This window comes from Pseudaeromonas aegiceratis, assembly GCF_046254905.1.
GTDB classification, from domain to species: domain Bacteria; phylum Pseudomonadota; class Gammaproteobacteria; order Enterobacterales; family Aeromonadaceae; genus Pseudaeromonas; species Pseudaeromonas aegiceratis.
Map to the genome: position 1 here is coordinate 1962338 of NZ_CP158016.1, position 22670 is coordinate 1985007.

24 protein-coding genes are annotated in these 22670 nt (G+C 61.8%); 3 read left to right on the top strand and 21 right to left on the bottom strand.

Annotated elements, in window-relative coordinates:
- Nucleotides 1–8: 8 nt before the first annotated feature.
- The 13 genes from ABHF91_RS09275 to yceD form a co-directional block, all read right to left on the bottom strand.
- On the bottom strand, nucleotides 9–785 hold the full coding sequence (locus ABHF91_RS09275) for a TatD family hydrolase (protein WP_409420023.1): 777 nt from the start codon (nucleotides 783–785) through the stop codon (nucleotides 9–11).
- Complete coding sequence (gene holB, locus ABHF91_RS09280; RefSeq protein ID WP_409420024.1) at nucleotides 779–1741, bottom strand: DNA polymerase III subunit delta'; 963 nt, start codon at nucleotides 1739–1741, stop codon at nucleotides 779–781. The genes ABHF91_RS09275 and holB overlap by 7 nt, the downstream gene beginning before the upstream one ends.
- Entirely contained in the window at nucleotides 1726–2358 is a 633-nt protein-coding gene (gene tmk, locus ABHF91_RS09285) for a dTMP kinase (protein ID WP_409420025.1), read from the bottom strand. The genes holB and tmk overlap by 16 nt, the downstream gene beginning before the upstream one ends.
- Nucleotides 2355–3359, bottom strand: a complete 1005-nt coding sequence (mltG, locus tag ABHF91_RS09290; protein WP_409420026.1) for an endolytic transglycosylase MltG — start codon at nucleotides 3357–3359, stop codon at nucleotides 2355–2357. Before mltG ends, tmk begins: the two co-directional genes overlap by 4 nt.
- A complete protein-coding gene (gene pabC / locus ABHF91_RS09295) occupies nucleotides 3337–4161 on the bottom strand; it encodes an aminodeoxychorismate lyase (protein ID WP_409420027.1) in 825 nt (274 codons plus the stop codon). Before pabC ends, mltG begins: the two co-directional genes overlap by 23 nt.
- 58 nt (nucleotides 4162–4219) lie before the next feature.
- Entirely contained in the window at nucleotides 4220–5461 is a 1242-nt protein-coding gene (fabF, locus tag ABHF91_RS09300; RefSeq protein WP_409420028.1) for a beta-ketoacyl-ACP synthase II, read from the bottom strand.
- 79 nt (nucleotides 5462–5540) lie between these two features.
- Nucleotides 5541–5777, bottom strand: a complete 237-nt coding sequence (acpP, locus tag ABHF91_RS09305; RefSeq protein WP_409420029.1) for an acyl carrier protein — start codon at nucleotides 5775–5777, stop codon at nucleotides 5541–5543.
- Between the two features lie 156 nt (nucleotides 5778–5933).
- Complete coding sequence (gene fabG, locus ABHF91_RS09310) at nucleotides 5934–6668, bottom strand: 3-oxoacyl-ACP reductase FabG (RefSeq protein ID WP_409420030.1); 735 nt, start codon at nucleotides 6666–6668, stop codon at nucleotides 5934–5936.
- 11 nt (nucleotides 6669–6679) lie between these two features.
- The gene (gene fabD, locus ABHF91_RS09315; RefSeq protein ID WP_409420031.1) at nucleotides 6680–7615 is read right to left on the bottom strand and encodes an ACP S-malonyltransferase; all 936 of its coding nucleotides are present in this window, start codon (nucleotides 7613–7615) and stop codon (nucleotides 6680–6682) included.
- A 17-nt stretch (nucleotides 7616–7632) separates the two neighbouring features.
- Nucleotides 7633–8592, bottom strand: coding sequence for a beta-ketoacyl-ACP synthase III (locus ABHF91_RS09320; protein ID WP_409420032.1), 960 nt, complete (start codon nucleotides 8590–8592; stop codon nucleotides 7633–7635).
- A 10-nt stretch (nucleotides 8593–8602) separates the two neighbouring features.
- Nucleotides 8603–9622 carry a phosphate acyltransferase PlsX gene (gene plsX, locus ABHF91_RS09325; RefSeq protein ID WP_409420033.1) on the bottom strand — a complete coding sequence of 340 codons (1020 nt, stop codon included), beginning with the start codon at nucleotides 9620–9622 and terminating at the stop codon, nucleotides 8603–8605.
- A 22-nt stretch (nucleotides 9623–9644) separates the two neighbouring features.
- Nucleotides 9645–9812 (bottom strand): 50S ribosomal protein L32, encoded by a 168-nt coding sequence (rpmF, locus tag ABHF91_RS09330; RefSeq protein WP_345009022.1) that lies wholly within the window; start codon nucleotides 9810–9812, stop codon nucleotides 9645–9647.
- Between the two features lie 19 nt (nucleotides 9813–9831).
- A complete protein-coding gene (gene yceD / locus ABHF91_RS09335) occupies nucleotides 9832–10353 on the bottom strand; it encodes a 23S rRNA accumulation protein YceD (protein WP_409420034.1) in 522 nt (173 codons plus the stop codon).
- A 124-nt stretch (nucleotides 10354–10477) separates the two neighbouring features.
- Between yceD and ABHF91_RS09340 the strand changes: the two genes are divergently transcribed.
- Entirely contained in the window at nucleotides 10478–11086 is a 609-nt protein-coding gene (locus ABHF91_RS09340) for a Maf family protein (protein ID WP_409420035.1), read from the top strand.
- Here ABHF91_RS09340 and ABHF91_RS09345 read toward each other — a convergent pair whose 3' ends face one another.
- On the bottom strand, nucleotides 11087–11731 hold the full coding sequence (locus tag ABHF91_RS09345; RefSeq protein WP_409420036.1) for an HAD family hydrolase: 645 nt from the start codon (nucleotides 11729–11731) through the stop codon (nucleotides 11087–11089). It abuts the gene before it with no gap.
- Nucleotides 11728–12678 (bottom strand): 23S rRNA pseudouridine(955/2504/2580) synthase RluC, encoded by a 951-nt coding sequence (rluC, locus tag ABHF91_RS09350; RefSeq protein ID WP_409420037.1) that lies wholly within the window; start codon nucleotides 12676–12678, stop codon nucleotides 11728–11730. Before rluC ends, ABHF91_RS09345 begins: the two co-directional genes overlap by 4 nt.
- A 415-nt stretch (nucleotides 12679–13093) precedes the next feature.
- Between rluC and rne the strand changes: the two genes are divergently transcribed.
- Nucleotides 13094–16129 carry a ribonuclease E gene (gene rne, locus ABHF91_RS09355; protein WP_409420038.1) on the top strand — a complete coding sequence of 1012 codons (3036 nt, stop codon included), beginning with the start codon at nucleotides 13094–13096 and terminating at the stop codon, nucleotides 16127–16129.
- A gap of 69 nt (nucleotides 16130–16198) precedes the next feature.
- Here rne and tmaR read toward each other — a convergent pair whose 3' ends face one another.
- Nucleotides 16199–16519, bottom strand: coding sequence for a PTS system regulator TmaR (gene tmaR / locus ABHF91_RS09360; protein ID WP_409420039.1), 321 nt, complete (start codon nucleotides 16517–16519; stop codon nucleotides 16199–16201).
- Between the two features lie 205 nt (nucleotides 16520–16724).
- Here tmaR and ABHF91_RS09365 point away from each other — a divergent pair, with 205 nt between their 5' ends.
- Nucleotides 16725–17243 carry an aminoacyl-tRNA deacylase gene (locus tag ABHF91_RS09365; RefSeq protein ID WP_409420040.1) on the top strand — a complete coding sequence of 173 codons (519 nt, stop codon included), beginning with the start codon at nucleotides 16725–16727 and terminating at the stop codon, nucleotides 17241–17243.
- A 72-nt stretch (nucleotides 17244–17315) separates the two neighbouring features.
- On the opposite strand, the gene ABHF91_RS09370 is transcribed toward ABHF91_RS09365, so the two are convergent.
- The 5 genes from ABHF91_RS09370 to udk are packed head-to-tail and all read right to left on the bottom strand — an operon-like array spanning nucleotide 17316 to nucleotide 22642.
- Nucleotides 17316–19328, bottom strand: coding sequence for a methyl-accepting chemotaxis protein (locus ABHF91_RS09370; RefSeq protein WP_409420041.1), 2013 nt, complete (start codon nucleotides 19326–19328; stop codon nucleotides 17316–17318).
- Complete coding sequence (locus ABHF91_RS09375; protein WP_409420042.1) at nucleotides 19325–19525, bottom strand: hypothetical protein; 201 nt, start codon at nucleotides 19523–19525, stop codon at nucleotides 19325–19327. Before ABHF91_RS09375 ends, ABHF91_RS09370 begins: the two co-directional genes overlap by 4 nt.
- Nucleotides 19526–19540: 15 nt before the next feature.
- Nucleotides 19541–21376 (bottom strand): AsmA family protein, encoded by a 1836-nt coding sequence (locus tag ABHF91_RS09380; protein WP_409420043.1) that lies wholly within the window; start codon nucleotides 21374–21376, stop codon nucleotides 19541–19543.
- Nucleotides 21377–21389: 13 nt separating this feature from the next.
- Nucleotides 21390–21971 carry a dCTP deaminase gene (gene dcd / locus ABHF91_RS09385; RefSeq protein WP_409420044.1) on the bottom strand — a complete coding sequence of 194 codons (582 nt, stop codon included), beginning with the start codon at nucleotides 21969–21971 and terminating at the stop codon, nucleotides 21390–21392.
- A gap of 26 nt (nucleotides 21972–21997) precedes the next feature.
- Nucleotides 21998–22642 carry a uridine kinase gene (gene udk, locus ABHF91_RS09390; protein ID WP_409420045.1) on the bottom strand — a complete coding sequence of 215 codons (645 nt, stop codon included), beginning with the start codon at nucleotides 22640–22642 and terminating at the stop codon, nucleotides 21998–22000.
- Between the last annotated feature and the right edge of the window lie 28 nt (nucleotides 22643–22670).

Below are 22670 nucleotides of genomic sequence, written 5' to 3' on the forward strand. Positions count from 1 at the left end.
CGGTCGACTTAGGGCTTGGCCAGGGAAAACAGCCGGAAGAAGTTGGCGCTGGTGGCCTCACACAGATCGTACACCTGCATGTTCCGCAACCAGGCCACGTATTCCGCCACATCCCGCACATAGGCCGGCTCATTTTGTTGGCCGCGGTACGGTACTGGGGCCAGGTACGGCGAGTCCGTCTCCACCAGCAAGCGATCCAGCGGCAGCTTACGGGTCACCTCCCGCAAGGCATCGGCATTGCGGAAGGTGACAATCCCCGAGATGGAGATATAAAAACCCAGGTCCATGGCCGCCTGGGCCATCTCCCAGTCCTCGGTGAAACAGTGCAACACGCCCCCCACCGCAGCGGCCCCTTCTTCCTTGAGGATCTGCAGGGTGTCCGCCTTGGCATCCCGGGTGTGCACGATGAGCGGCTTGTTCAGCTGGCGAGCCACCTGAATATGTTGACGAAAAGCGGCCTGCTGCTGGGGGATCTGCTCCGGACCATAGAAATAGTCCAGCCCAGTTTCACCTATGGCCACCACCCGGGGATCATCGGCCAGACTCAGCAGTTGCGCCGGCTCCCAGGGTGTCTCCTGATCCAGCGGATGCACGCCGCAGGAGGCAAACACATTGGCATGGGGTTCGATCAGCTGACGCATGGCGGGGAAATGATCGAGGGTCACGCTGACACTGAGAAAATGGGAGACGCCTCGGGCCTTGGCCTTGTTCAGCATATCCGCCAGGTCCTGGTGTTTGCCGCCGTAATCCAGCCGATCCAGGTGGCAGTGAGAGTCGATCAGCACGTCTTGTTCTCCTCAAAAATCAGATCGTTGAGCCAGTCCAGCAGACTCAGGGATACATTGAACAGCGGATTTTGCCGCTCCTCCTGCAGGCGGGCCAAGCGGCGCAGCAAGCCTAAGAGCTGGGCGCTGGGCTTGGCGGCCAGCCAGTCCAGCAGCGGGCCGCAGTCCTGCATCACCAGATCGGTCAAGGCCAGCCCCTGCTGACGCTTCAAGGCATCCAGCAGCAACAGTTGCAACCAGCCCAGGCCCAACGGCAGTTCCAGCAGCAGCTTCTGCAGCTCACCCTGTCGCCAGGGCGTTTGGCGCAGCGCCAGCACCAGCTGACACAGATGCTGGCGCTGCGCCTCGGTACCGGCTGACAGGTATGCCAGAGTCGCAAGGGGTGCCCCCTGATTGAGCCTCAGGTGCATGGCCGTGGCCTGCTGACCATCCGCCTGCTGCCGCAGCCAGGCCAGCGCCGTCTGCTCGTCCGGCTGCAACGACAAGCGACGGCAGCGACTGACGATGGTGGGCAGCAAGGCATTGGGCTGATCGGTCAGCAAAAACAGATAGGCGGCTCCAGGCGGCTCCTCAAGGGTCTTGAGCAAGGCGTTGGCCGCCGACTCCGTCATGCGCTGGGCCTGGGGCAGGATGGCGACCTTGGCCTGTCCCAGCTGCGGGCTGACCGCCAACTGACCGATCAACTCCCGGATGGTGTCGACCCCAATGCTGCGCCCGGCCACCTCGGCCAGGTGCAGATCCGGATGATGACCCCGGGCCAGCAGGGTGCAGGCATGGCAGTGGCCACAGGGGGCCGCCTGGCTCGGTGCTTGACACAGTACCCGGCGGGCAAAGGCCTGGGCCAGTTCTCCCTTGCCCGACCCGCTGGCCCCACACAGCAGCCAGCCATGGGCCAACCGCCCCTGGGCCGCCCCCTGGGTAAATTGCTGCCAGTGGGGGATCAGCCAGGGATACACAGCTGCTGCTCCAGAATCTGCTGCACCTGGGCACACACCCGTGCCGGTTCCAGATGGGCCTGAACGGTAAAGATCCGCGGATCGGCGGCCGCCAGCTGCTGATAACGGGCCCGGGTGCGCTCGAAGAAACTCAGTTGCTCCAGCTCGATGCGATCCAGCTCGCCCCGTTGCCGCGCCCGCGCCAGACCGATGGCCGGATCTATGTCCAGGTAGAGGGTGAGATCCGGCGCAAAATCCCCCAGCACCGCCTGCTTGATCTGGCTGATGAGCGCGGCGGGGATGCCGCGCCCCCCGCCCTGATAAGCCAGGGACGAGAGATCATGCCGATCGCCGATGACCCAGTGGCCGGCCGCCAAGGCCGGCTTGATGCGATTCTCCACCAGCTGCACCCGGGCGGCATACATGAGCAGCAGCTCGGCCTGCATGGTCAAGGGCTCCTCATGCACCTCCTTGACCAGGGCACGCATCCGCTCCGCCAGCGGCGTGCCGCCGGGCTCGCGGGTCTTGTCGATGCAGGTGATGCCATGCCCGCGCAGCCAAGCCTCCACATAGGCGACGGCACTGCTCTTGCCGGCGCCTTCCAGCCCCTCGATGACGATAAATTTTCCCTGGCTCATTGGCGCCTCAAGATATAGCGACGCACCGCCGCATTGTGTTCACTCAGTGACTTGGAAAACTGATGCCAGCCCTCGCCCTTGGCGACAAAGTAGAGATAGTCGCTGTCAGCCGGATGCAGTGCCGCCTCGATGGCCTGCCGACTGGGCATGGCGATGGGGGTGGGCGGCAGACCATCGATTACATAGGTGTTGTAGGGGTTGGCATCCTGCAGATCCCGCCGCCGGATGTTGCCATCATATCGCTCGCCGATGCCGTAGATGACGGTGGGATCGGTCTGCAGCTTCATGCCGCGCCGGAGGCGATTGACAAACACGGAGGCGATCAGGGGACGCTCGCTGGCCTGGGCGGTCTCCTTCTCGATGATGGAGGCCAGGATCAGCGCCTCATAGGGCGTCTTGTACGGCAGATCGGCCGCCCGCGCCTCCCAGGCCTGCGCCAGAAAGTGCTGCATGTGCTGGTAGGCGCGCTTGACGATTTCCAGATCCGTCATCCCCACCGTGTAGGCATAGGTCTCCGGCATCAGCAGACCTTCTAGGTTGTGGCAATCGCAGCCCACCGCCTCGGCCAGGGCCGCATCATCCAGGCTGGTCAGGGTCGAGACCCCATGGGGGAGATGGGCCAATGTCTTGCGCCAATCCGCCAGCCGTTGCCCCTCCACCAGGGTCACGTTCAGCAGGTATTCCTTGCCTGCCACGATGAGGGACAGAGCCTCCTTGAGGGACATGCCGGATTGCAAGGCAAAGGTGCCGCTGCGGATGGCCGTCAGCTCAGGATGGGTCTTGAGCCAGAGGCTGACGGCCCAGCCCGGCACAGGCTCAGCCGCCAGCCGGTGTACCAGACCACCGGCCCGCTCCCCCTTGGTCACGCTAAACAGGGCCGGCACCTCACCCACGGGCATCCGCTCCAGCCGCTGCCACTGCAGATAGCCCCAGCCCAGCAGGCTGGCGACCAGCAGCAGGCCCAACAGGCACAGCAGACTAATTCTTCGTTTTAATGTCATCGTGATAACTCATCTGCAACTGCCGACACAGGATCCCCGGTGCCGGATAGTCTTTCCCGCGCCAATGGCGCACCGGCACCAGCCCCATCAAGGCATTGGTCAACCAAATCTCATCCGCCTGCGCCAATGCGTCAGGCCGCTCCCGTACCTCGTGCACGGGACAATGCCACTGTGCCAATTGCTTGAGGCACCAGGCCCGCATCACCCCGGCCACACCGGCTTGGGCCAGATCCGGCGTAAACACCTGTTCCCCCTGGCGCCAGAACAGGTTGGCCGTCACGGCCTCCACCATCTGTCCCGCCACGTCGCACACCAGCGCCTCATCCTGGCCTTGTGATTCCAACTCGGCCTTGAACAGCACCTGCTCCAGGCGGCCCAGGGTCTTGAGCCCCGCCAGCAGCGGGGACAGACCGAGACGCAGGCCGAGTTCACCCAGCGCTATGCCCTGCCGTTGCCATTGTCGGTAGTGTTCCGGATAGGGATGAAGGCTCAGGATCACCGTCGGGCTCAAACAGCCGACGGGACTGTAGCCACGCCCGCCCTGGCCGCGGGTGACGATGATCTTCATCACCCCCTCCTCCAGGCCGAGTGCCCGCGCCTGCAGGGCCGCCGACAGGGCGCAGAGATCCAGCGGCGGAAACGCCAGCCGCGTCAGGCTGGTCTGAATACGCGCCAGATGATAAGGCAGCAGACAGATCTGGCCCTGCAGCACGTGCAAGGTACTGAAGAAGCCATCACCCAGTGTCAATCCGCGATCCGCGGGGGAAAGTCCCGTCGCTTGGTTACCATCGAGCAGTTGCATTTTTTACCCATAAAAAAAGCCTGATACCAGGTACCAGGCTTTTGCCATTTCAGCCGGATCAGACGCGCTTGAAGATCAAGGATCCGTTGGTACCACCAAAGCCAAACGAGTTGGACAGAGCGTACTCGAAACTGGCGGGCTTGGCGACATTAGGCACCAAATCCACCTCGTATTCCAAGTCCGGATTCTCCAGATTGATGGTGGGCGGTGCCACCTGATCCCGCAGCGCCAACACGGTAATGATGGCCTCGATGGCCCCGGCCGCGCCCAACAGGTGACCCGTCATGGACTTGGTGGAGCTGACCATCAGGTTTTGGGTATGCTCACCAAAGGTCTTCTTCACGGCACGCAGTTCGGCCAGATCACCCAGCGGCGTGGAGGTGCCGTGGGCATTGATGTAGCCGATGACGCTGGCATCCAGCTGGGCATCATTCAGGGCATTCACCATGGCCCGTGCCGCACCGGAACCATCTTCTGGCGGTGCCGTCATGTGGTTGGCGTCACCGCTCATACCAAAGCCCACCAGTTCGGCGTAGATCTTGGCGCCACGGGCAACAGCATGTTCATAAGACTCCAGCACCACGACACCAGCGCCATCGCCCAGAACAAAACCATCCCGATCCTTGTCCCAGGGACGACTGGCCTGCTGCGGGGCATCATTACGGGTGGACAGCGCCTTGGCGGCGGCAAAGCCCCCCATCCCCATGGGCGTAGAGGCCTTCTCGGTACCACCAGCCACCATGACATCCGCATCACCATAGGCGATCATGCGGGCGGCAAAACCGATGGCATGTGTACCCGAGGTACAGGCGGTGGTGATGGCGATATTGGGACCACGCAGCCCCTTCATGATGGACAGGTGACCGGACGCCATGTTGATGATGGTGGACGGCACGAAGAAAGGGCTCAGCTTGCGGGGACCACCGGCCATCAGGCTGGTGTGGTTCTGCTCGATAAGCCCCAGGCCACCGATGCCGGAACCGATAGACACACCGCAACGGTGGGCATTGTCGTCGGTGATGGTCAGGCCGGAATCTTCCAGCGCCTGCATACCGGCCGCCACACCATACTGAATGAACAGATCCATCTTGCGCGCATCTTTCTTGCTGATGCCGAATGCCTCAGGATCGAAATCTTTAACCAGACCCGCAAACTTGGTTGGGAAGTCAGTGGTATCAAAGTGCTCGATGTTGGTGATGCCACTCTGGCCCTTGAGCAGAGCCTGCCAGGAGAGTTCAGCACTGTTACCGACCGGAGACAACATACCCAGACCGGTCACCACAACTCTGCGTTTTGACACAGGAAAGCCTCCGCGAGGAAAACAAAAAAAGAGATAAGAAAACAGGAGCGGCCTATTGGCCGCTCCTGTCTACAGGGGATTAGTCCTGATTGGAGGTGATGTAATCGACAGCAGCTTGAACAGTGGTGATCTTTTCAGCTTCTTCGTCAGGGATCTCAGTATCGAACTCTTCTTCCAGAGCCATGACCAGCTCAACGGTATCCAGAGAGTCAGCGCCCAGATCATCGACAAAAGAAGCTTCGGACTTAACGTCTTCTTCCTTAACGCCCAGCTGCTCGATGATGATTTTCTTTACGCGTTCTTCGATATTGCTCATGACCTGAATTTTCCTTTAGATATACGCGATTGCGTGTCGTTGCTGTAGTGTATTCAATTAGTCGTACTTTGCAAGATCAATGGTTGTGGTCAAACCAGGAATTTAGAGCTATATCGCCCAAATTCCCAGGGGTTTTTTCCACGAATTATCCGTCGATCACACCATGTACATGCCGCCATTCACATGCAGGGTTTCGCCATTGATATACCCGGCTTCCTCGGATGCCAAAAACAGCACGGCGGACGCAATTTCCTTCGGATCTCCCAGGCGGTTGGCCGGTACCTGGCTGAGAATGCCGGCCCGCTGCTCTTCGGTCAGCGCCTGGGTCATGTCCGTTTCAATAAAACCGGGTGCCACGGCATTGACCGTGATACCACGGGAGGCCACTTCCCGGGCCAGCGACTTGGTAAAACCAATCAGACCGGCCTTGGCGGCGGCATAGTTGGTTTGACCGGCGTTGCCCATGGTGCCCACCACTGAGCCGATGCTGACGATACGCCCCTGGCGCTTCTTCATCATGCTGCGCAACACCGGCTTGGTCAGGCGGTACAGGGAGGTGAGGTTGGTTTCGATGATGTCTTGCCACTCCTCGTCCTTCATGCGCATCAGCAGGTTGTCGCGGGTGATGCCGGCATTGTTCACCAGCACATCCACCTCACCGAACTTCTCCTTGATGGCCTGGTACAGTTGTTCGACCGACTCGGCGCTGGTGACATTCAGCACCATGCCGCAACCAGCCTGTCCCAGATAGGCACCGATAGCGTCTGCGCCGGAGGCACTGGTGGCGGTCCCCACCACGGTTGCACCACGGGCCACGAAGGCCTCGGCAATGGCTCGGCCGATACCACGACTGGCACCGGTCACCAGCACAACTTTTCCTTCAAAGCTCATGATCGCTCCTGTTACTTAAACATGTCCAGACAGGCCTGCAGAGAAGCCTGATCATTGATGGCGCCGCCCTCGACCCGCTTGTCGATGCGCTTGACCAGACCAGTCAGCACCTTGCCAGGCCCCATCTCAATTTCGTAGGTCACATCGGCATTCGCCATGGTTTCAACCACTTCGGTCCAGCGAACCGGGCTAAACAGCTGACGCACCAGGGCGTCGCGGATCCGGGCCGGGTCGGTTTCCTGAGCCACGTCCACGTTGTTGATCACCGGGATCTGCGGCGCCTTGATCTCGATGGCGGCCAGCGCCACGGCCAGCTTCTCCGCCGCCGGTTGCATCAGGGCACAGTGGGACGGCACGCTGACCGGCAGCGGCAGCGCCCGCTTGGCGCCGGAGGCCTTCATCAAGGCATTGGCGCGTTCCACCGCCTCCTTGTTACCGGCGATGACCACCTGACCGGGTGAGTTGAAGTTCACCGGTGCGACCACCTGATCCTCGGCAGCCTGCTGGCAGTTGGCGGCGATGGTCTCATTGTCCAGCCCTATGATGGCCGCCATGGCCCCTACCCCTTCGGGCACGGCATCCTGCATGGCGCGGCCACGCAGTTCCACCAGCTTGACGGCATCGGCAAAGGCCAGCGCGCCGGCACACACCAGCGCAGAGTATTCCCCCAGACTATGACCGGCCATCAGGGTCGGTTGCGGGCCACCCTGTTGCTGCCACAGGCGCCACAGCGCAACGGAGGCAGTCAGCAACGCCGGCTGGGTACGCCAGGTCTTGTTCAGATCCTCGGCCGGCCCATCAAGGACCAGGGACAGCAGATCGTAGCCCAAGGCTTCGCTGGCTTCGGCGAAGGTTTCGCTTACCACGGCATGTTGCTCCACCAGCTCGGCGAGCATGCCCACGCTCTGGGACCCCTGACCGGGGAAGGCAATTGCAAACTTAGTCATCGAATGTTTCCTTGTTATTAATAGCGGATCAGAGCTGAACCCCAGGTAAAGCCACCACCAAATGCCTCCAGCAGCAGCAACTGGCCACGCTGGATGCGCCCATCGCGCACCCCGACATCCAGGGCGAGGGGCACGGAGGCGGCCGAGGTATTGCCGTGTTGGGCCAGGGTCAGGATCACCTGATCCATGGACATGCCCAGCTTACGGGCCGTGGCACTGATGATGCGTTGGTTGGCCTGGTGCGGCACCAGCCAATCCAGCTCGGACTTATCTATGTCGTGGGCCGCCAGGGTCTCAGTGACGATCTCGCTCAGCCGGGTCACCGCCACCTTGAAGACGTCATTGCCCTTCATATACATGTAGGCATCACCGCTGGCCTCGGGCTGACCCCGCTTGGCCTGGGGCAGCTTGAGCAGCTCACCGTAACGACCGTCGGCATGCAGGTGGGTGGAGAGGATCCCCGGCGTCTCGGAGGGCCCCACCACCACGGCGCCCGCCCCATCACCAAAGATGATGATGGTGCCACGGTCCGCCGGATCGCAGGTGCGGGCCAGCACATCGGCCCCCACCACCAGGATATGACGGGCCGCCCCCGTTTTGACAAATTGATCCGCCACGCTCAGGGCATAGCTGAAGCCAGCACAGGCGGCTGACAGGTCGAAGGCGGGGATCCCCGGACAATCCAGCAAGCCTTGCAGCTCACAGGCCGCGGAAGGAAAGGCGTTGTCGGCACTGGTGGTGGCCAGGATGATCATATCCAGATCGGCGGCCTGCAGTCCGGCCGCCTCCAGGGCATGCAGGGCAGCCACGTTGGACATGGTCACCACGTTTTCATCCACCGCGGCGATGCGGCGCTCATGGATACCCGTGCGCTCTACGATCCACTCGTCACTGGTGTCCACCATCCGCTCGAGATCGGCATTGGTCCGTACCGTTTCGGGAACATAACTGCCCGTTCCAAGAATTTTTGTAAACATAGGAATTCGACTAGGCGCCTGTATAAGTGTGAGATTCAAATCGCTGCGCGATCTGGACGGGCAAACACCGGTCCACTTCGGCTATCGCTTGTTCAATTGCATTGAAAAATGCGCAAATTTCGGCCCGACCATGGCTCTTGATCACAATGCCCCGCAATCCTAGCAGACTTGCCCCATTATACTGGTCGGGGTTCAGGTGTGACAGCCGGCGCCGCATATAGCGCCGTAATAGCCATTGCAGCCAGTTGGCGTACGGGCTGCGCGTCTGGGCGCCTGACTGGCTCAGCAATCGGACCATGCCCTCGGCGGTTTTCAGCGCTATGTTGCCGACAAAGCCATCGCAGACAATCACATCCGCCTGGCCGGCAAACAACGCATCCCCCTCGATGAAGCCGGTGTAGTTCACGCGAGCATCCACCGCCAAGCGTGCGGCGGCCTCCCGCACCTCCTCATTGCCCTTGTTTTGCTCCACGCCAATGTTGAGCAAGGCCACCCTGGGGCGCGCTATGCCGTGCACCGACTCTGCCACCACACTGCCCATCAGGGCAAACTGATGCAGGTGTTCGGGCGTGCAATTCACGTTGGCCCCCAGATCCAGCAGCACAGACTTACCACCGGATACCGTGGGCAGACTGGTGGTCAAGGCGGGTCGTTCCACCCCGGGCACCAGCTTGAGCACATGGCGCGCCATGCCCATCAAGGCCCCGGTGTTGCCGGCGCTGACGCAGGCATGAGCCTCCCCGGCATGCAACAGATTGAGGGCAATCCGCATGGAGGAGTCATTCAGGTGGCGCAGGGCATAGGCAGGCTTGTCATCCATGGTCACGACCTGACTGGCATGCACCAAACGGACGCGGGGATGATTGAAGAGTTGGTACTGCTGGAGATAGGGCTTGAGCTGCAACTCATCCCCCACCAGCAAGAGATTTAACTGGGGGTAAAGCGACAGTGCCTGCGCAGAGGCAGGCACTGTAACTGAGGGGCCATGATCGCCCCCCATGACATCTAACGCAATCGTCAGCGCAGACAAGGCGGTTTCAGCTTAATCGAGATTAAGCAATAACCTTCTTGCCGCGATAGAAACCGTCAGCGGTTACATGGTGACGACGGTGAACTTCACCAGAAGTCTGATCCACGGTCAGCGCAGAGGCAGTCAGGGCATCGTGAGAACGACGCATACCACGTCTGGCACGAGTTTTACGGTTCTGTTGTACGGCCATCGACCTTACTCCTAATCAATTACTTGTTTTTCAAACCATTGAGAACTGCAAACGGATTGGGACGCTCATCAGCAGGCTCGATCTCCCCCCACGTCATGCTTCTGCCTGCCTGAGGACACACATCCAGGGGATGCATGGGCACTATGGGCAGGGCGAGGATGAACTCATCCTCCAGCACTTCGTACAGGTCGAACTCACCGTTTTCATCAAGCTCGATGGGCTCGTAAGCCTCCGGCAGCTCATCCACCACCGTATTTTTCAACAGTGGAGTATAAACAAATTCGATCTCACACCGATATTCGAACGCTTCATTGCAGCGTTGGCATTCAAGCTTGACCAGGGTATGGGCAGTACCCTGCATGATGGTCAAGCCTTGGGCATCAATACCAAACGACAATGCAGCCTCGACATCGGTGAGAACACCGACAGTCGACTCACCCAGTCTGATCAGCTTATCGGCTTCGGCAATCCCGACATAATCGAGACGCTTGGCCGCGCAACGGACCGGATCAATCTTAATGGGCAACTTCACCTTTTGCATAAGGCGCGCATCATATAGACACTCCAATACAGAGTCAAAGGAAAAACAGGCGTTTTACAAAAAACAATGGACTTGCCGGCATCCTGACCTAACATCCAAGAAAACAGTGGCTTGGGAACACAACATGCACGCACCCATCATACTCGCCTCCACCTCCTTATACCGCCGGCAACTGCTGGCCAAAACCGGTCTGATCTTCAGCTGCCAAGCGCCGGAGATCGACGAAACCCCCTTCGCCGGTGAAGATGCCGCCGCCCTGGTACAGCGCCTGGCCAGGGAGAAGGCCTGCGCGGTCGCCCAGCAACATGATCAAGGCTGGGTGATCGGCTCGGATCAGGTGTGTGTGCTGGACGGCCAGATCGTCGGCAAGCCCGGCTCTCACGAGCAGGCTTATCGCCAGCTGGCCCAGGCCAGTGGCCAGGTGGTGACCTTCTACACCGGCCTGTGCCTGCAGGACAGTACCAGCGGACGCCAGCAACTGCTGATGGAGCCCTTTGACGTGCATTTTCGCCGACTGACCCCCAGCCAGATCCAGCATTACCTGCAGCAGGAGCAGCCTTACGACTGTGCCGGCAGCTTCAAGAGCGAGGGGCTAGGCATCTGCCTGTTCGAGCGGCTATCGGGCCGGGACCCCAACACCCTGATCGGGCTGCCACTCATGGCCCTGATCGACATGTTGGCCAACTGGGGCCTGATGCTGCCGCTGCCGGTGGATCAACTAGGCGACGCCTGATCACACCAGCTCCAGCAACGCCTCCATCCGCGAGATCACGGCCAGGGGTGCAAACTGGTTCAGCACGGACTCGTCATGGACGCCCCAATCCACACCGATGCGGGCCATCCCCAGGTTGGCCGCCATCTCCATGTCGTAGCATGAGTCCCCCACCATGACGGCCTGCTCCAACGGCACATTGAGCTGAGCCAGCAACTGCTCCAACATCATGGGGTCCGGCTTGGAACGCGCCTCATCGGCACCGCGGCTGGCGTGAAACAGCTGGCTAAAACCCGTCTCAGCCAGCACCCGGTCCAGGCCGGCCCGCGCCTTGCCGGTGGCCACCGCCAGCAGATGACCCCGGGCGGCCAACTGCTGCAGGGTCTGGCTCACGCCGGCAAACAGCGGTGTGGGAGTGGGATCATCGTGTATGTATTGCTGTCGGTACGCCTGCAACAGCTGCTGATAGGCCGGCTCATCCAGTGGGCCAAACAGACGCGGCAAGGCTTCCTGCAGGCTGAGCCCGACTATGTTGCGCACGGCCTCCGCGGCGGGCACGGGACGCGCTACCTGCCGGGCCGCAGACTGCATGCTGGAGACAATCCGCCCCACCGAGTTCATCAGGGTACCGTCCCAATCGAAGATCACCAGCTCAAAGCGTCTCATGCCTTGCGCTCCAGGCGATCCAGCAGGGCCTGCAGATGGGGATCCAGCGGCGCCTCCACGCTCACCATCTCCCCGGTCACCGGGTGTTCGAAGGTCAAGCGACTGGCGTGCAGGAACAGGCGCTGCAGCCCCGCCTCCCGCATCCGCTGATCAAAACCCGCCTCGCCGTACTTGTCGTCGCAGGCAATCGGATGGCCGGCGTGGGCCGTATGCACCCGGATCTGGTGGGTCCGCCCGGTGACCGGGCTGGCTTCGATCAGGGTCGCATCGGCAAAGTTGCGCATGATCCGAAAACGCGTCTCGGAGGGCTTGCCCTCGGCATTGACCCGCACAATACGCTCGCCGGACTGCAGCACGTTTTTCAAGAGCGGTGCCGTGATCACCTTGACGTGGGCCTGCCACTGACCACGAACCAGGGCCAGATACTGCTTGCGCATGGTCTTGACCCGCAGCTGCTCATGCAGATGCTTGAGCACACTGCGTTTCTTGGCGATGAGCAGGCAGCCGGAGGTATCGCGATCCAGCCGGTGCACCAGCTCCATGAAGCGCGCATCGGGCCGCAACGCCCGCAGGCCTTCGATCACGCCGAAGCTCAGGCCGCTGCCACCGTGCACCGCCATGCCAGCCGGCTTGTTCAGCACGATCAGACCCTCGTCCTCCAGCAGGATCTGGCCTTCCAGCGCCTGGATGCTGCTGAGCTTGGCGGAGGGCAAGGCATTCTCTTCGGCCAGCCGCAGCGGCGGCACCCGCACCTCATCACCGACGCAGAGCTTGTACTCAGGTTTTATCCGCTTTTTGTTAACCCGCACCTCACCCTTACGCAAAATGCGATAAATGAGACTTTTCGGGACGCCCTTGAGCTGAGTCTTGAGAAAATTGTCGATGCGTTGCCCCTCTTGCTCAGCCTCTATGGTGAGGAGCTGCACCCGGTTGTTTACTGTGTTCATGGCGCGGATTCTACTCCAGAAGTGCATCCTTGTCGCAAAGCGAAAAAGCTGCCTTGCTATAGATTGAGGGAAAATGAAATAATGCGCTGATTTTTTTAGGCCAACTGGCTTGTTTTAAGCCAGATCCGATAGAAAAACCGGGCTCTTCGCCGTCACAAGCAACAGACCATGTGACGCACTGAGTCCAAGATTGCGTCGGAAGCCGAGGAGGAATCAAAAAAAGTCGCTGGATATCGGCGTCTGCGCCTTCATCTGGGCCGCAGAGCCTGCAGGTCGCCGTCCGCATCCCTAGCGCGCCCCACGCATGACCCAACCGGGAGGTTGCCAACCCATGCTATCGACTCGGGGCCGGTGCGTGGCAGCCGTCCAGCAGCATAACGGCGAAGCTTAAGGCTTCATTTTTATCGAGACACCCATGAAAAGAATGCTAATCAACGCAACTCAGGAAGAAGAGTTGCGCGTGGCCCTGGTAGACGGGCAACGCATTTACGACCTGGACATCGAAAGTCCCGGTCACGAACAGAAAAAAGCCAACATCTACAAAGGGAAGATCACCCGCGTCGAACCGAGTCTGGAGGCCGCCTTTGTCGACTACGGCGCCGAACGTCACGGTTTCCTGCCGCTCAAGGAGATTGCCCGCGAATATTTCCCCGCCAACTACAGCCTCCAGGGTCGCCCCAATATCAAGGAAGTGATCAAGGAAGGTCAGGAAGTCATCGTCCAGATCGACAAGGAAGAACGTGGTAACAAGGGCGCCGCCCTCACCACCTTCATCAGTCTGGCCGGTAGCTACTTGGTGCTGATGCCCAACAACCCCCGTGCCGGTGGTATCTCCCGCCGTATCGAAGGGGATGAACGCACCGAGCTCAAGGAAGCCCTCAATGGGCTGGAAGTGCCGGAAGGCATGGGCCTCATAGTGCGGACTGCCGGTGTCGGCAAGTCCCCCGAAGAGCTGGCCTGGGACCTCAATGTCCTGCTCAAACACTGGGAGACCATCAAGCAAGCCGCGCAGAACCAGGCTGCCCCCTTCCTGATCCACCAGGAAAGCAACGTGATAGTGCGGGCCATCCGTGACTACCTGCGCCGGGATATCGGCGAGATCCTGATCGACAACCCGACGGTGTTCGAGAAGGCAAAGCAGCACATCGAACTGGTGCGCCCGGACTTCGTCAATCGGGTCAAGCCGTACAACGGTGAGATCCCGATGTTCACCCATTACCAGATCGAGAGCCAGATTGAGTCGGCCTTCCAACGCGAAGTGCGCCTGCCCTCCGGCGGCTCCATCGTCATCGACCCCACCGAGGCCCTGACCTCCATCGACATCAACTCGGCGCGCGCCACCAAGGGCGGTGACATCGAGGAGACGGCCCTGCAGACCAACCTGGAAGCCGCCGACGAGATCGCCCGCCAGCTGCGTCTGCGCGACCTGGGTGGCCTCATCGTCATCGACTTCATCGACATGACGCCGGTGCGCCACCAGCGTGAAGTGGAAAACCGCCTGCGGGATGCCGTGCGCCAGGACAGGGCTCGCATCCAGCTGGGCCGCATCTCCCGCTTCGGCCTGCTGGAGCTGTCCCGTCAGCGCCTGCGCCCCTCCCTCAATGAATCCAGCACCCATGTCTGCCCGCGCTGCATGGGTCAGGGGACCATCCGGGATAACGAATCCCTGGCACTGGCCATCCTGCGCCTGCTGGAAGAAGAGGCCCTCAAGGACAACACAGAACAGGTGCTGGCCCAGGTGCCGGTGGACGTCGCCGCCTATCTGCTCAACGAGAAGCGCCCGTCCATTCAACGCCTGGAAGAGCGCCATCAGGTGCGGATCTTCATCATTCCCCACCAGGGAATGGAGACACCGCACTTCGAGGTGTCCCGGATGCGCAGCAGTGAAGTCACCGAGGCCCTCAGCTACGAGCTGAAGAGCGAGCTGCCGGTGGATGGCTACACGCCGCGCGATACCACCAAGGTGGTGCGCAGCGAGCAGCCGGCGGTGCAGATCATCGCCGCCCCCACCACCCCGGCACCGGCTCCGGCCCCCGTCGCCGCCCCTGTGGTGCTGCCCCAGGAACCTGGTCTGTTCAGCAAGCTGTTCGCCGCCATCATGGCGCTGTTCAAGCCTGCCGCCGAGCCCAGCCAACCCCAGGAAAAACCGGCGCCCAAGGCGAAGCCCGAGGCACGGCAACGTCGCCGTGAAGGTGATCGCCGGCGTCCGGCCGGTGGTGACAATCGCCGCAGCCGCCCGCAGGCCGACAAGGCCGATGAGGAAGAGGGTCAGGCCAAGAGCGAAGCACGGCCGAACAACCGTCGTCCGCGCAACGAGGCCACCGGTGACAAGACCGATCGTCCGTCTCGTGGCGAGCGTCGTCCTCGTCAACCCAAGGAAGCCGCCGCCGAAGGCAGCCCGCGTCAGGAACGCCGGCCCCGCAATCAGCCTCAGGCGACTGCCGAGCCCAGCGAACAGCAGGAGGCAGTGCCAGCCGAGCAGCCAAGCCGTGCGCCCAAAGAAGAGAAGGTAGCCGAACGCCGTCAACGCCGCAGTCAGCGCCGCAAGGTGCGGGTGGCCGCCGAGGTGAGCGATGCCCAGGTCCAGCAGGCCGCCGTGGTCGAGGTGCCGGCTCCCCAGGCTGAGCCAGCCCCGCAGGCCGAGCCCCAGCCGCCCATGCTGGAGCCCCTGGTGCCCGTGATGCCCACCGACCTGCCGCCGATGATCATGATCGAGGACGACGAAGAGACCCGTGCTCCGACCGTGAACGAGGCGCCGGTGGCTGAGGCCATCGAGTCCATCGAGGCCAACATCGACGCACCGGTGGCCATGGAGGACGCCGACGGCGAGCCGGCCAAACGGCCCCAACGTCGCAAGCGGATCAACGAAGAGTCCCGCCAGCGTCGTCGTCAGGAGACCGAGCAGCCTGCCGAAGAGAGCCCAGAGGCCCTGGCGGTGCAAGAGGTTGCGGCTGAGAGCAGCGTCGAACCCGAGGCAGCGCCTGTTGCCCCGGCCGACAGGCAGCAGCAAGCAGAAGCCCAACCGGAACGCCGCTCTCGTCGTCGCAAGCCCGATGCCGTGGTGGTGGATGACGTAGTGCTGGTAGAAGAGCCGGTTAGCGCCGAAGAGACCGAGGTGGCAGAAGCAGACGCCCCCCTGGCCCAGCTGGACGCCCCCATTGCCGTGCATGCCGAACCTGAGGTGCCGGTGAGCAAGGCAGAGGTAGAGGCCGAGCCGGCGGTGAGCCAACCGATGGCTGCGGCACCTGCCGCGACCAAGGCACCGGGTGTGGTCTCCCGCATGCAACTGGTGACCTGCCAGATGGCCCAGCCCGCCGAGGCGCCGGCCCAGCCGGCCCGCCCTGTGGTGGACTACCCGGCCTATGAGCGCAAGCCCACCCTGCATTCCGGCCGTGCCGCCGGTGTGAGTGGCATGCGCAGCCAGGCCTCTCATGGGCCAGCCAATCCTTAAGGGATTGCTCGCCAACAAAAAAGCCACCGTCAGGTGGCTTTTTTATTTGGTCTTGAGCCGGCGGCGCCCTTAGCTCTTGTCCTTGTTGCTCAAGGTGGCCAGCTTCTGGGTCAGATCCCGACGCTCCTTGGACAGCTCGGCATTCTTGATGATGTACTCATCCACCCGCTCCTCGTAATCGCTCTTCATGCTGGCGATGATGGCCTGGATCTCGTCGACCGACATGCCTGGCTTGATGTAGTCGGAGAGGTTTTCCAGCAGCAGCACCCGCTTCTGGTTATCGCGGATCTTCTTTTCGATATCGGTGATTTCGCGTTTGAGCTTGTTCTTGCGCCGTGACATCCGCACGTACTCCAACACATCGGCATATGACTTGGTAACAGTTTCCATAATGACACCACTTGTTAACGTTTTCTTGGATGGGCAAGTGTAGGCTCCGCCTACATGGAAGAAAACGGGTCGTAGGGGTGACCCGCTGCCTGTGGCATAACCCTAACCTCAGTATCGCCGCATTACAACACTAACAGCACAGGCGTCGGCGGTGACGCATAATTAATGGGCAGCCCCCCTCATGGACAATCTCAGGAGGTGTACCATGGCCATCCCTGTCCTCGAGCGCTACCTGAGCGAAGCCCAGGTTGACTATCGACTTACCCCCCATTCCGTGGCCTTTACCGCCATGGAGATCGCCCAACGGGCCCACGTGCCGGGTGACGCCTTCGCCAAGACCGTCTTGGTCAAGGTGGACGGCAAACTGGTGATGCTGGTGATGCCCGCCACCCGGGCGGTGGACTTTGCCGGTCTGACCCAGGCACTCCATTGCCAGCGCCTGGAGCTGGCCATGGAGTACGAATTCGAGTCCCTGTTTGCCGAGTGCGAACTGGGGGCCGAACCGCCCCTAGGTCAGCTGTTCGGCCTGCCGGTCTACCTGGATGCCGAACTGACACGCTATCCCAGGATCAGCTTCAATGCCGGAACCCTGCGGGAGGTGATGGAGATGGACAGCCAGGACTTCCTGCGCCTGGTGGAGCCCCATATTCTCCACCAAGGGTTTGTGCCAGGCCGGCAGGCATTGCTCCATCAACACCCCAGGAGCGGTCCCCTGCCGCACTGAGACGGTGACGTGCTCGGCGCCATAAAAAAGCCAGGGCTTAGGCCCTGGCTGGTAATCACCCCGTGACTGTGCTTAAAGTGCCAGCTGAAACTGGCTGACCGTCCTGTCCTGCGCCAGGCACAAGTCATCCAACCTCTGGGTCTGGAGCGCCATGTCGCCCATGGTCTGGCTGCTCTGTTCCACCACCTCGGACATCTCGTTGATGCTGCGGCTGATATCGCGGCTGGCCTGGGTCTGCTCCCGGGTCGCGTTGGCGATCAGCTCGGACGCATCCCGCACCTGCTGCATGTGTTGCGCAATCATGCCCATGGCACCGTTGATCTGCTCCATCATGCTCTGGCTCTCCCCCATCAGACTCAGGCTCGATTGCATGCTGGCGACGGCACTGGTGGATTTGCCCCGCAGGTTGCTGATCATGGTGTGGATCTCCTTGGTGCTCTCCCCGGTGCGGCTGGCCAGGTTGCGCACCTCGTCCGCCACCACGGCGAAACCACGGCCATGCTCACCGGCCCGGGCCGCCTCGATGGCGGCATTGAGTGCCAGCAGATTGGTCTGCTCAGAGATGGACTCAATCACCTCCAAGATGCCACCGATGCGCTCGCTCTCACCGTTGACCTCCTGGATGGTTTGCTCACTATGGCGCAGATGGTCATACAGCTTATCTACCCGCTGGGTATTGGCCTGTACCAGATGCCGCCCTTCCTGGATCTGATCGTCCACCGACAGCACCATGGCGAGGCTCGACTCCGTGTTGCTGTTCACATCACTGATGGCATGTTCCATTTGCGTGACGGTGGCCGCCAAGGTGGTCATGGTGCCGGCTTGCACCTGGACTTGGGCCGCCAGGCTGTCCGCCGACTGGCGATTGCGCTCGGCGGTTTGCCGGGTCTGCTCCGCCCCCTCCCGCACCACACGGATGGCCTGATTGAAGGCCGTGATCACCGCATTGATGTCCCGTTGCAGGGCGGCGAACTCCCCGCTGAAGCGCCCCTCAACGGCCTGGGAAAAGTTCCCCTTGGCCATCTGATCCAGCACCCGCTGGATGGCCCCCATGGGGCCCCGGATGGCCAGCGACAGACGCCAACCGACGATGCCGGCAAACAGCAGGCTCACCAGCAGACTCACCACAATGTTGATGGAGGTGGTGTGCAGCGTCCCCTTGGCGGAGCTGAAGGCCTGCTGGCTCACCCTATTGGCACCGGCCTGCAGGGCGGCTTGGCTGTCCAGCGCCGCATCGATGGCATTGGAGAGCAGCTGCACCCGTTGCTCCAACTCCCCTCGCTGCTGACTGAGCCGGATGAAGCGGCCGATGGCCCCCTCCTTGGAGTTGATGTTCTGCTTGAGGGCCGCCAGGCCCGACTGCACATCCTGATTGTCGGCGACCGCCGGCACCTCCCGCGCCAGCATGTCGTAGCCATCCAGCAACATCTTGCCGGTCGCCACCGCCTTTTGCTCGATGGCCTGCATGTCGCTGACCTTCTGGGCACTGAAGATGGCGTTGACCATGTATTCCAGGGTGCCGAGCCACTCGGTGAACTGATTGGCCAGACCGGCGATATAGGGATCCTCTGCCGCGTAGGGTTTGAACAGCTGATTGGCGCCGGTCTTGGCAAAGGCCAGCTTATTGAGCAGCTCGCTCTTCACCGAATCGATGCGCGCCACCTCGCTTAGGATCTGGCTGCGCCCGGCATAGATGGGTTGGCTTTGCGCCAGTATCACCTCGATCTGCTGCTGCAGCGGCGCCAGCTGGCTGGCCAAGGCCCCGCCATCCGGTAGACGGCTGACGCTGGCATGCAGCTGGCTCAGATCGCCGTTGAGCCCCTCCACCTGGCTGTCGAAGGCCTGGCGATGCTGATCCAGGCTGGCCTGATCGGGCGCGAACACCATGTCGGCCGCCAGTTTGTTCAGCCGCAGCAACCCAGTCCCCAGATGCCCGGCCTGCTCGTCCAGGCTCTTCATGTCTTTGACGACAAATGAAAAGGCGTTATCAATCCGGTTCATGTTGAACCAGGAGAGAGCGCCACCAAATGCCATCAGGCCGCACAGGATGGCAAACGCCACCACCACCTTGACGGTTAAATTCATCTTGTATTCCTCACCTTCGCCGTATCGAAAAAAGGGGTTGTCATTGTTGTTTCTATAATTTTTTGTTGCTGTTGTTGTGCTTGTTTTGGTTTTTGCTTTTGTCCTGCTGCGGCCTGGCGCTGTCGCACTGGGGTATTGTCAGTCAGATAAGGGGGCGGCGCGGCAGCATGGCCGACGCCGAAGCGCAGCAATGGCACCGACGCACCGGTAGGCTAATTCCCCAGCAAGCCCTTGAGGGGGTTGCTCAGCTTGGGGCGGCTACCGGAAGGCAACAGCTGCTGTTCCAGCAACGCCTTGGCCTTGGACTCAAGCAGGCGGCCCAGCTCCACGGAAAACTGCGGTTTCGACCAGCTGCCGCCGATGCGCAGGGGCACAGTCACCATCTTCAGATCCCCCAGACCCGGCAGTTCCCCCACGACGGTGGCATCCAGCTTGAAATCCAGGTTCTCCTTGACGAGGTGGGTGCGCCCCGCCCCCGTCACCTCCAGCAGCGAAGAGATCATCTTGATGTTCTCCACCTTGACGTCGCCCTGGGTCAGCACAGCCTGAGCCCCCAGGGTGGAGAAGGCGGTTTCGCCCTGACTCTGCTCCCCGCCCAGCAGCCCCTTGATCCCGGCTTTCGCCTGGCGCAGCAGGGCCGGCAGATCCACCCCACGCACCGCCCCCTGGGTGACCTGCAGGGCCAGCTTGCCGGTGAGGGTGCGCCGCAGGGCATCCGGCGTCACCCCTTGGGCGACCAGGGTGCCGTCCAGTTGTCCACGGCCCGTGAGAGGCGATTTACCCAGTAGGGCCTTGCTCAGGGCGGCGATGGCGATACCCTGCACCCTGGGTTGCAGGCTCAGGTGCGCCGGGCTTTGCCGACTGTCCAGCCGCCCCGGCGCCATGAGCTGCCCCTCGAACAGGCGAGCGCTCAATTTGCGCCATTCCAGGATGCCGTTTTGCAGCGTCAGATCCAGCGCCACCTGCTGGAAGGGCAAGTTCGCCAGCTGCAGGCGGTCCAACTCCAGGGTGCCGGCCAGATCCACCCCCTGCAATGCGCTGAGATCCGGCTCCTGGGCGGGTGCCGTTGCCTTCGTCGCAGGACTGCCTTTGCCTTCAGCCGGCTTCGCCTGGTCCTGCTGGCTCGCCAGCCAGGCGGTATCAAAGGCGGGGCTGCGCAGGGCGAAGCGCACCACGGGAATGGCCTGCTGCTGCAGGCTCAGCTCGCCCTGACAATGCCAGGGCCCGGCCGTCACATCCAGGGACTGCCACTGCAGTCGCTTGTCCGCCGGCTGATAGCGCAGCTGACCCGCCAAGCGCATCTGCTGCAGCAGCAGCGGCACCTGAGGGCCTGTCATGGCCACCTCGGCCTGCCAGTCATCCAGGCTGATGAGCGCCTGGCTCAGGGTCAGCTTGGCCTGGCTAGCGAGCCGCAAGGTGCCAGACGGTGCCTGTACCCGCCCCCCCAGCGCCACCGCGATGGGTTTTCCCAGCGCCAGGGCATCGGCCTGCAGGCTGACATCCCGCAGCAGCCACTGCTTGCCGGTCAGATGGTCCTCGATGTTGAGGGCCCCGTCGGTGAAGTCGATGCCATCCAGGGAGAAGTGATAGGCAGGGGTGTCATCGCCGGCCGTCGTTGCCGCCGGCGTGGTCGCGTCGGCCTGGGCCGGCGCAGCTGTTCCCAACACCCCATCCAGATTGGTACGGCCATCGGCCAGGGTGATCACGCTAAGACGCACCCCGGACACCTTGAGTCGGCCGGCCTCCACCCGGTGATCCAGCAAGGGCAGCAGCGCCAGATCCACGCTGGCCTCGCCAAAGGCCAGGGTATCGCCCGCGGGAAAGCCAGCAGGATTTTTCAGGGCCACCTTTTCCAGGGACAGCCCCAGGCGAGGGAACAGGGTGAAGCGGATGGGCCCCTGCATCTGCAGATCACGGCCCGTGTAGGCCTTGACCTGCTCGATGATCAGGGGTTTGAACTGTTCGGGATTGATGAGCCAGACGGCGGTCACCGCGGCCCCTCCTATCAACAGCAGCAAGCACAGCAGCAGATAGAGGAGCTTCTTCATGGTGACCTCCAGGTCAATCCTGATTGATACGGCTGGCGACGGCCCCTTGCTGACGCTTGTACTTGGCGTTGGCCCGCTTGTTGTAGGGCCGCTTGGCCGGGCCGGAGAGGGTTTCGAAGTTCAGGGCACCGATCACCATCTTGGGCCGCAGCGCCAGAGGTAGCCTACCCCCATTATAGAACTCGAGGACGATGCGACCAGACCAGCCCGGATCGATCCGATGGGCGGTCACATGCACCATGAGCCCCAGCCGCGCCAGGGAGGAGCGGCCATCCAGCCAGCCGACGATGTCATCCGGCAGGGTGACGGACTCAAGCGTCACCGCCAGGGCCAGTTCGCCGGGATGCAGGATGAAGGCCTCACCATCGGGAATGATGATCTCGTCGCTCATCACCCGGTTGATGGCCTCGGCCACCGCCTCCTTGGGGCCGCTGAGATCGATGAAGGCCGCGGTGTGGGCCTGGAACACCCGAAACTCGTTGCCCAGCAGCACATCCACACTGACCCCACTGATGCGATCCACCTCGGGACGCGGCTCTATGACGATCTTGCCCTGTTCCAGATAGCGCTCTATGTCGCTGTCGCAAAGACGCATTGCTTTCTCCTTGTCGCCCTGCCGGCTTAGCCCAGCAGCATGTGGCGAATACGCGATTTGATCATGTCGATGGCAATGCGATTGCGCCCACCACGGGGCACTATGATGTCGGCATATTGCTTCGACGGTTCGATAAACTGCAGGAACATGGGCCGCACCGTGGTTTGATACTGATTGAGTACCGACTCCATGGTCCGGCCCCGCTCCTGGACGTCCCGCACCAGACGACGGATGAGACAGATATCCAGCGGCGTGTCCATGAAGATGCTGACATCCATCAGTTCCCGCAGCTGGGGCTCGTTGAGCAGCAAAATGCCTTCGAGGATGATGATGCGCTTGGGACTGAAGGGCCGGGTCTCGCTGACCCGGGTATGCTCGCTGTAGGAATATTTGGGAATGGCCACCTGCTCGCCCTTGAGCAGGGTGGTGAGCTGCTGGCACAGCAGGGCGTGGTCGAAGGCGCTGGGATGGTCATAGTTGGTCTTGACCCGCTCCGCCATGGAAAGGTGGCTCTGATCCTTGTAGTAGCTGTCTTCCGTGATCACCCCGATCTGATCCGCCCCCAGCTCCTCAACCAGCTCGTTGAAAATAGTATGGGAAATCAGGCTTTTGCCCGAGGCGGAAGCACCCGCGATACCTATGATAACGCAGGAGCGGTGTTGATCTGACATGCGTCTGAACTCTCTAAATGTTGCGGTG

Bases quoted from the DNA above. Each gene is read 5' to 3' on its own strand.
- tmk (WP_409420025.1), bottom strand. From the start codon at position 2,358: ATGAGCCAGGGAAAATTTATCGTCATCGAGGGGCTGGAAGGCGCCGGC.
- mltG (WP_409420026.1), bottom strand. From the start codon at position 3,359: ATGACATTAAAACGAAGAATTAGTCTGCTGTGCCTGTTGGGCCTGCTG.
- pabC (WP_409420027.1), bottom strand. From the start codon at position 4,161: ATGCAACTGCTCGATGGTAACCAAGCGACGGGACTTTCCCCCGCGGAT.
- acpP (WP_409420029.1), bottom strand. From the start codon at position 5,777: ATGAGCAATATCGAAGAACGCGTAAAGAAAATCATCATCGAGCAGCTG.
- fabG (WP_409420030.1), bottom strand. From the start codon at position 6,668: ATGAGCTTTGAAGGAAAAGTTGTGCTGGTGACCGGTGCCAGTCGTGGT.
- fabD (WP_409420031.1), bottom strand. From the start codon at position 7,615: ATGACTAAGTTTGCAATTGCCTTCCCCGGTCAGGGGTCCCAGAGCGTG.
- ABHF91_RS09320 (WP_409420032.1), bottom strand. From the start codon at position 8,592: ATGTTTACAAAAATTCTTGGAACGGGCAGTTATGTTCCCGAAACGGTA.
- rpmF (WP_345009022.1), bottom strand. From the start codon at position 9,812: ATGGCCGTACAACAGAACCGTAAAACTCGTGCCAGACGTGGTATGCGT.
- yceD (WP_409420034.1), bottom strand. From the start codon at position 10,353: ATGCAAAAGGTGAAGTTGCCCATTAAGATTGATCCGGTCCGTTGCGCG.
- ABHF91_RS09340 (WP_409420035.1), top strand. From the start codon at position 10,478: ATGCACGCACCCATCATACTCGCCTCCACCTCCTTATACCGCCGGCAA.
- ABHF91_RS09345 (WP_409420036.1), bottom strand. From the start codon at position 11,731: ATGAGACGCTTTGAGCTGGTGATCTTCGATTGGGACGGTACCCTGATG.
- rluC (WP_409420037.1), bottom strand. From the start codon at position 12,678: ATGAACACAGTAAACAACCGGGTGCAGCTCCTCACCATAGAGGCTGAG.
- rne (WP_409420038.1), top strand. From the start codon at position 13,094: ATGAAAAGAATGCTAATCAACGCAACTCAGGAAGAAGAGTTGCGCGTG.
- tmaR (WP_409420039.1), bottom strand. From the start codon at position 16,519: ATGGAAACTGTTACCAAGTCATATGCCGATGTGTTGGAGTACGTGCGG.
- ABHF91_RS09365 (WP_409420040.1), top strand. From the start codon at position 16,725: ATGGCCATCCCTGTCCTCGAGCGCTACCTGAGCGAAGCCCAGGTTGAC.
- ABHF91_RS09370 (WP_409420041.1), bottom strand. From the start codon at position 19,328: ATGAATTTAACCGTCAAGGTGGTGGTGGCGTTTGCCATCCTGTGCGGC.
- ABHF91_RS09380 (WP_409420043.1), bottom strand. From the start codon at position 21,376: ATGAAGAAGCTCCTCTATCTGCTGCTGTGCTTGCTGCTGTTGATAGGA.
- dcd (WP_409420044.1), bottom strand. From the start codon at position 21,971: ATGCGTCTTTGCGACAGCGACATAGAGCGCTATCTGGAACAGGGCAAG.
- udk (WP_409420045.1), bottom strand. From the start codon at position 22,642: ATGTCAGATCAACACCGCTCCTGCGTTATCATAGGTATCGCGGGTGCT.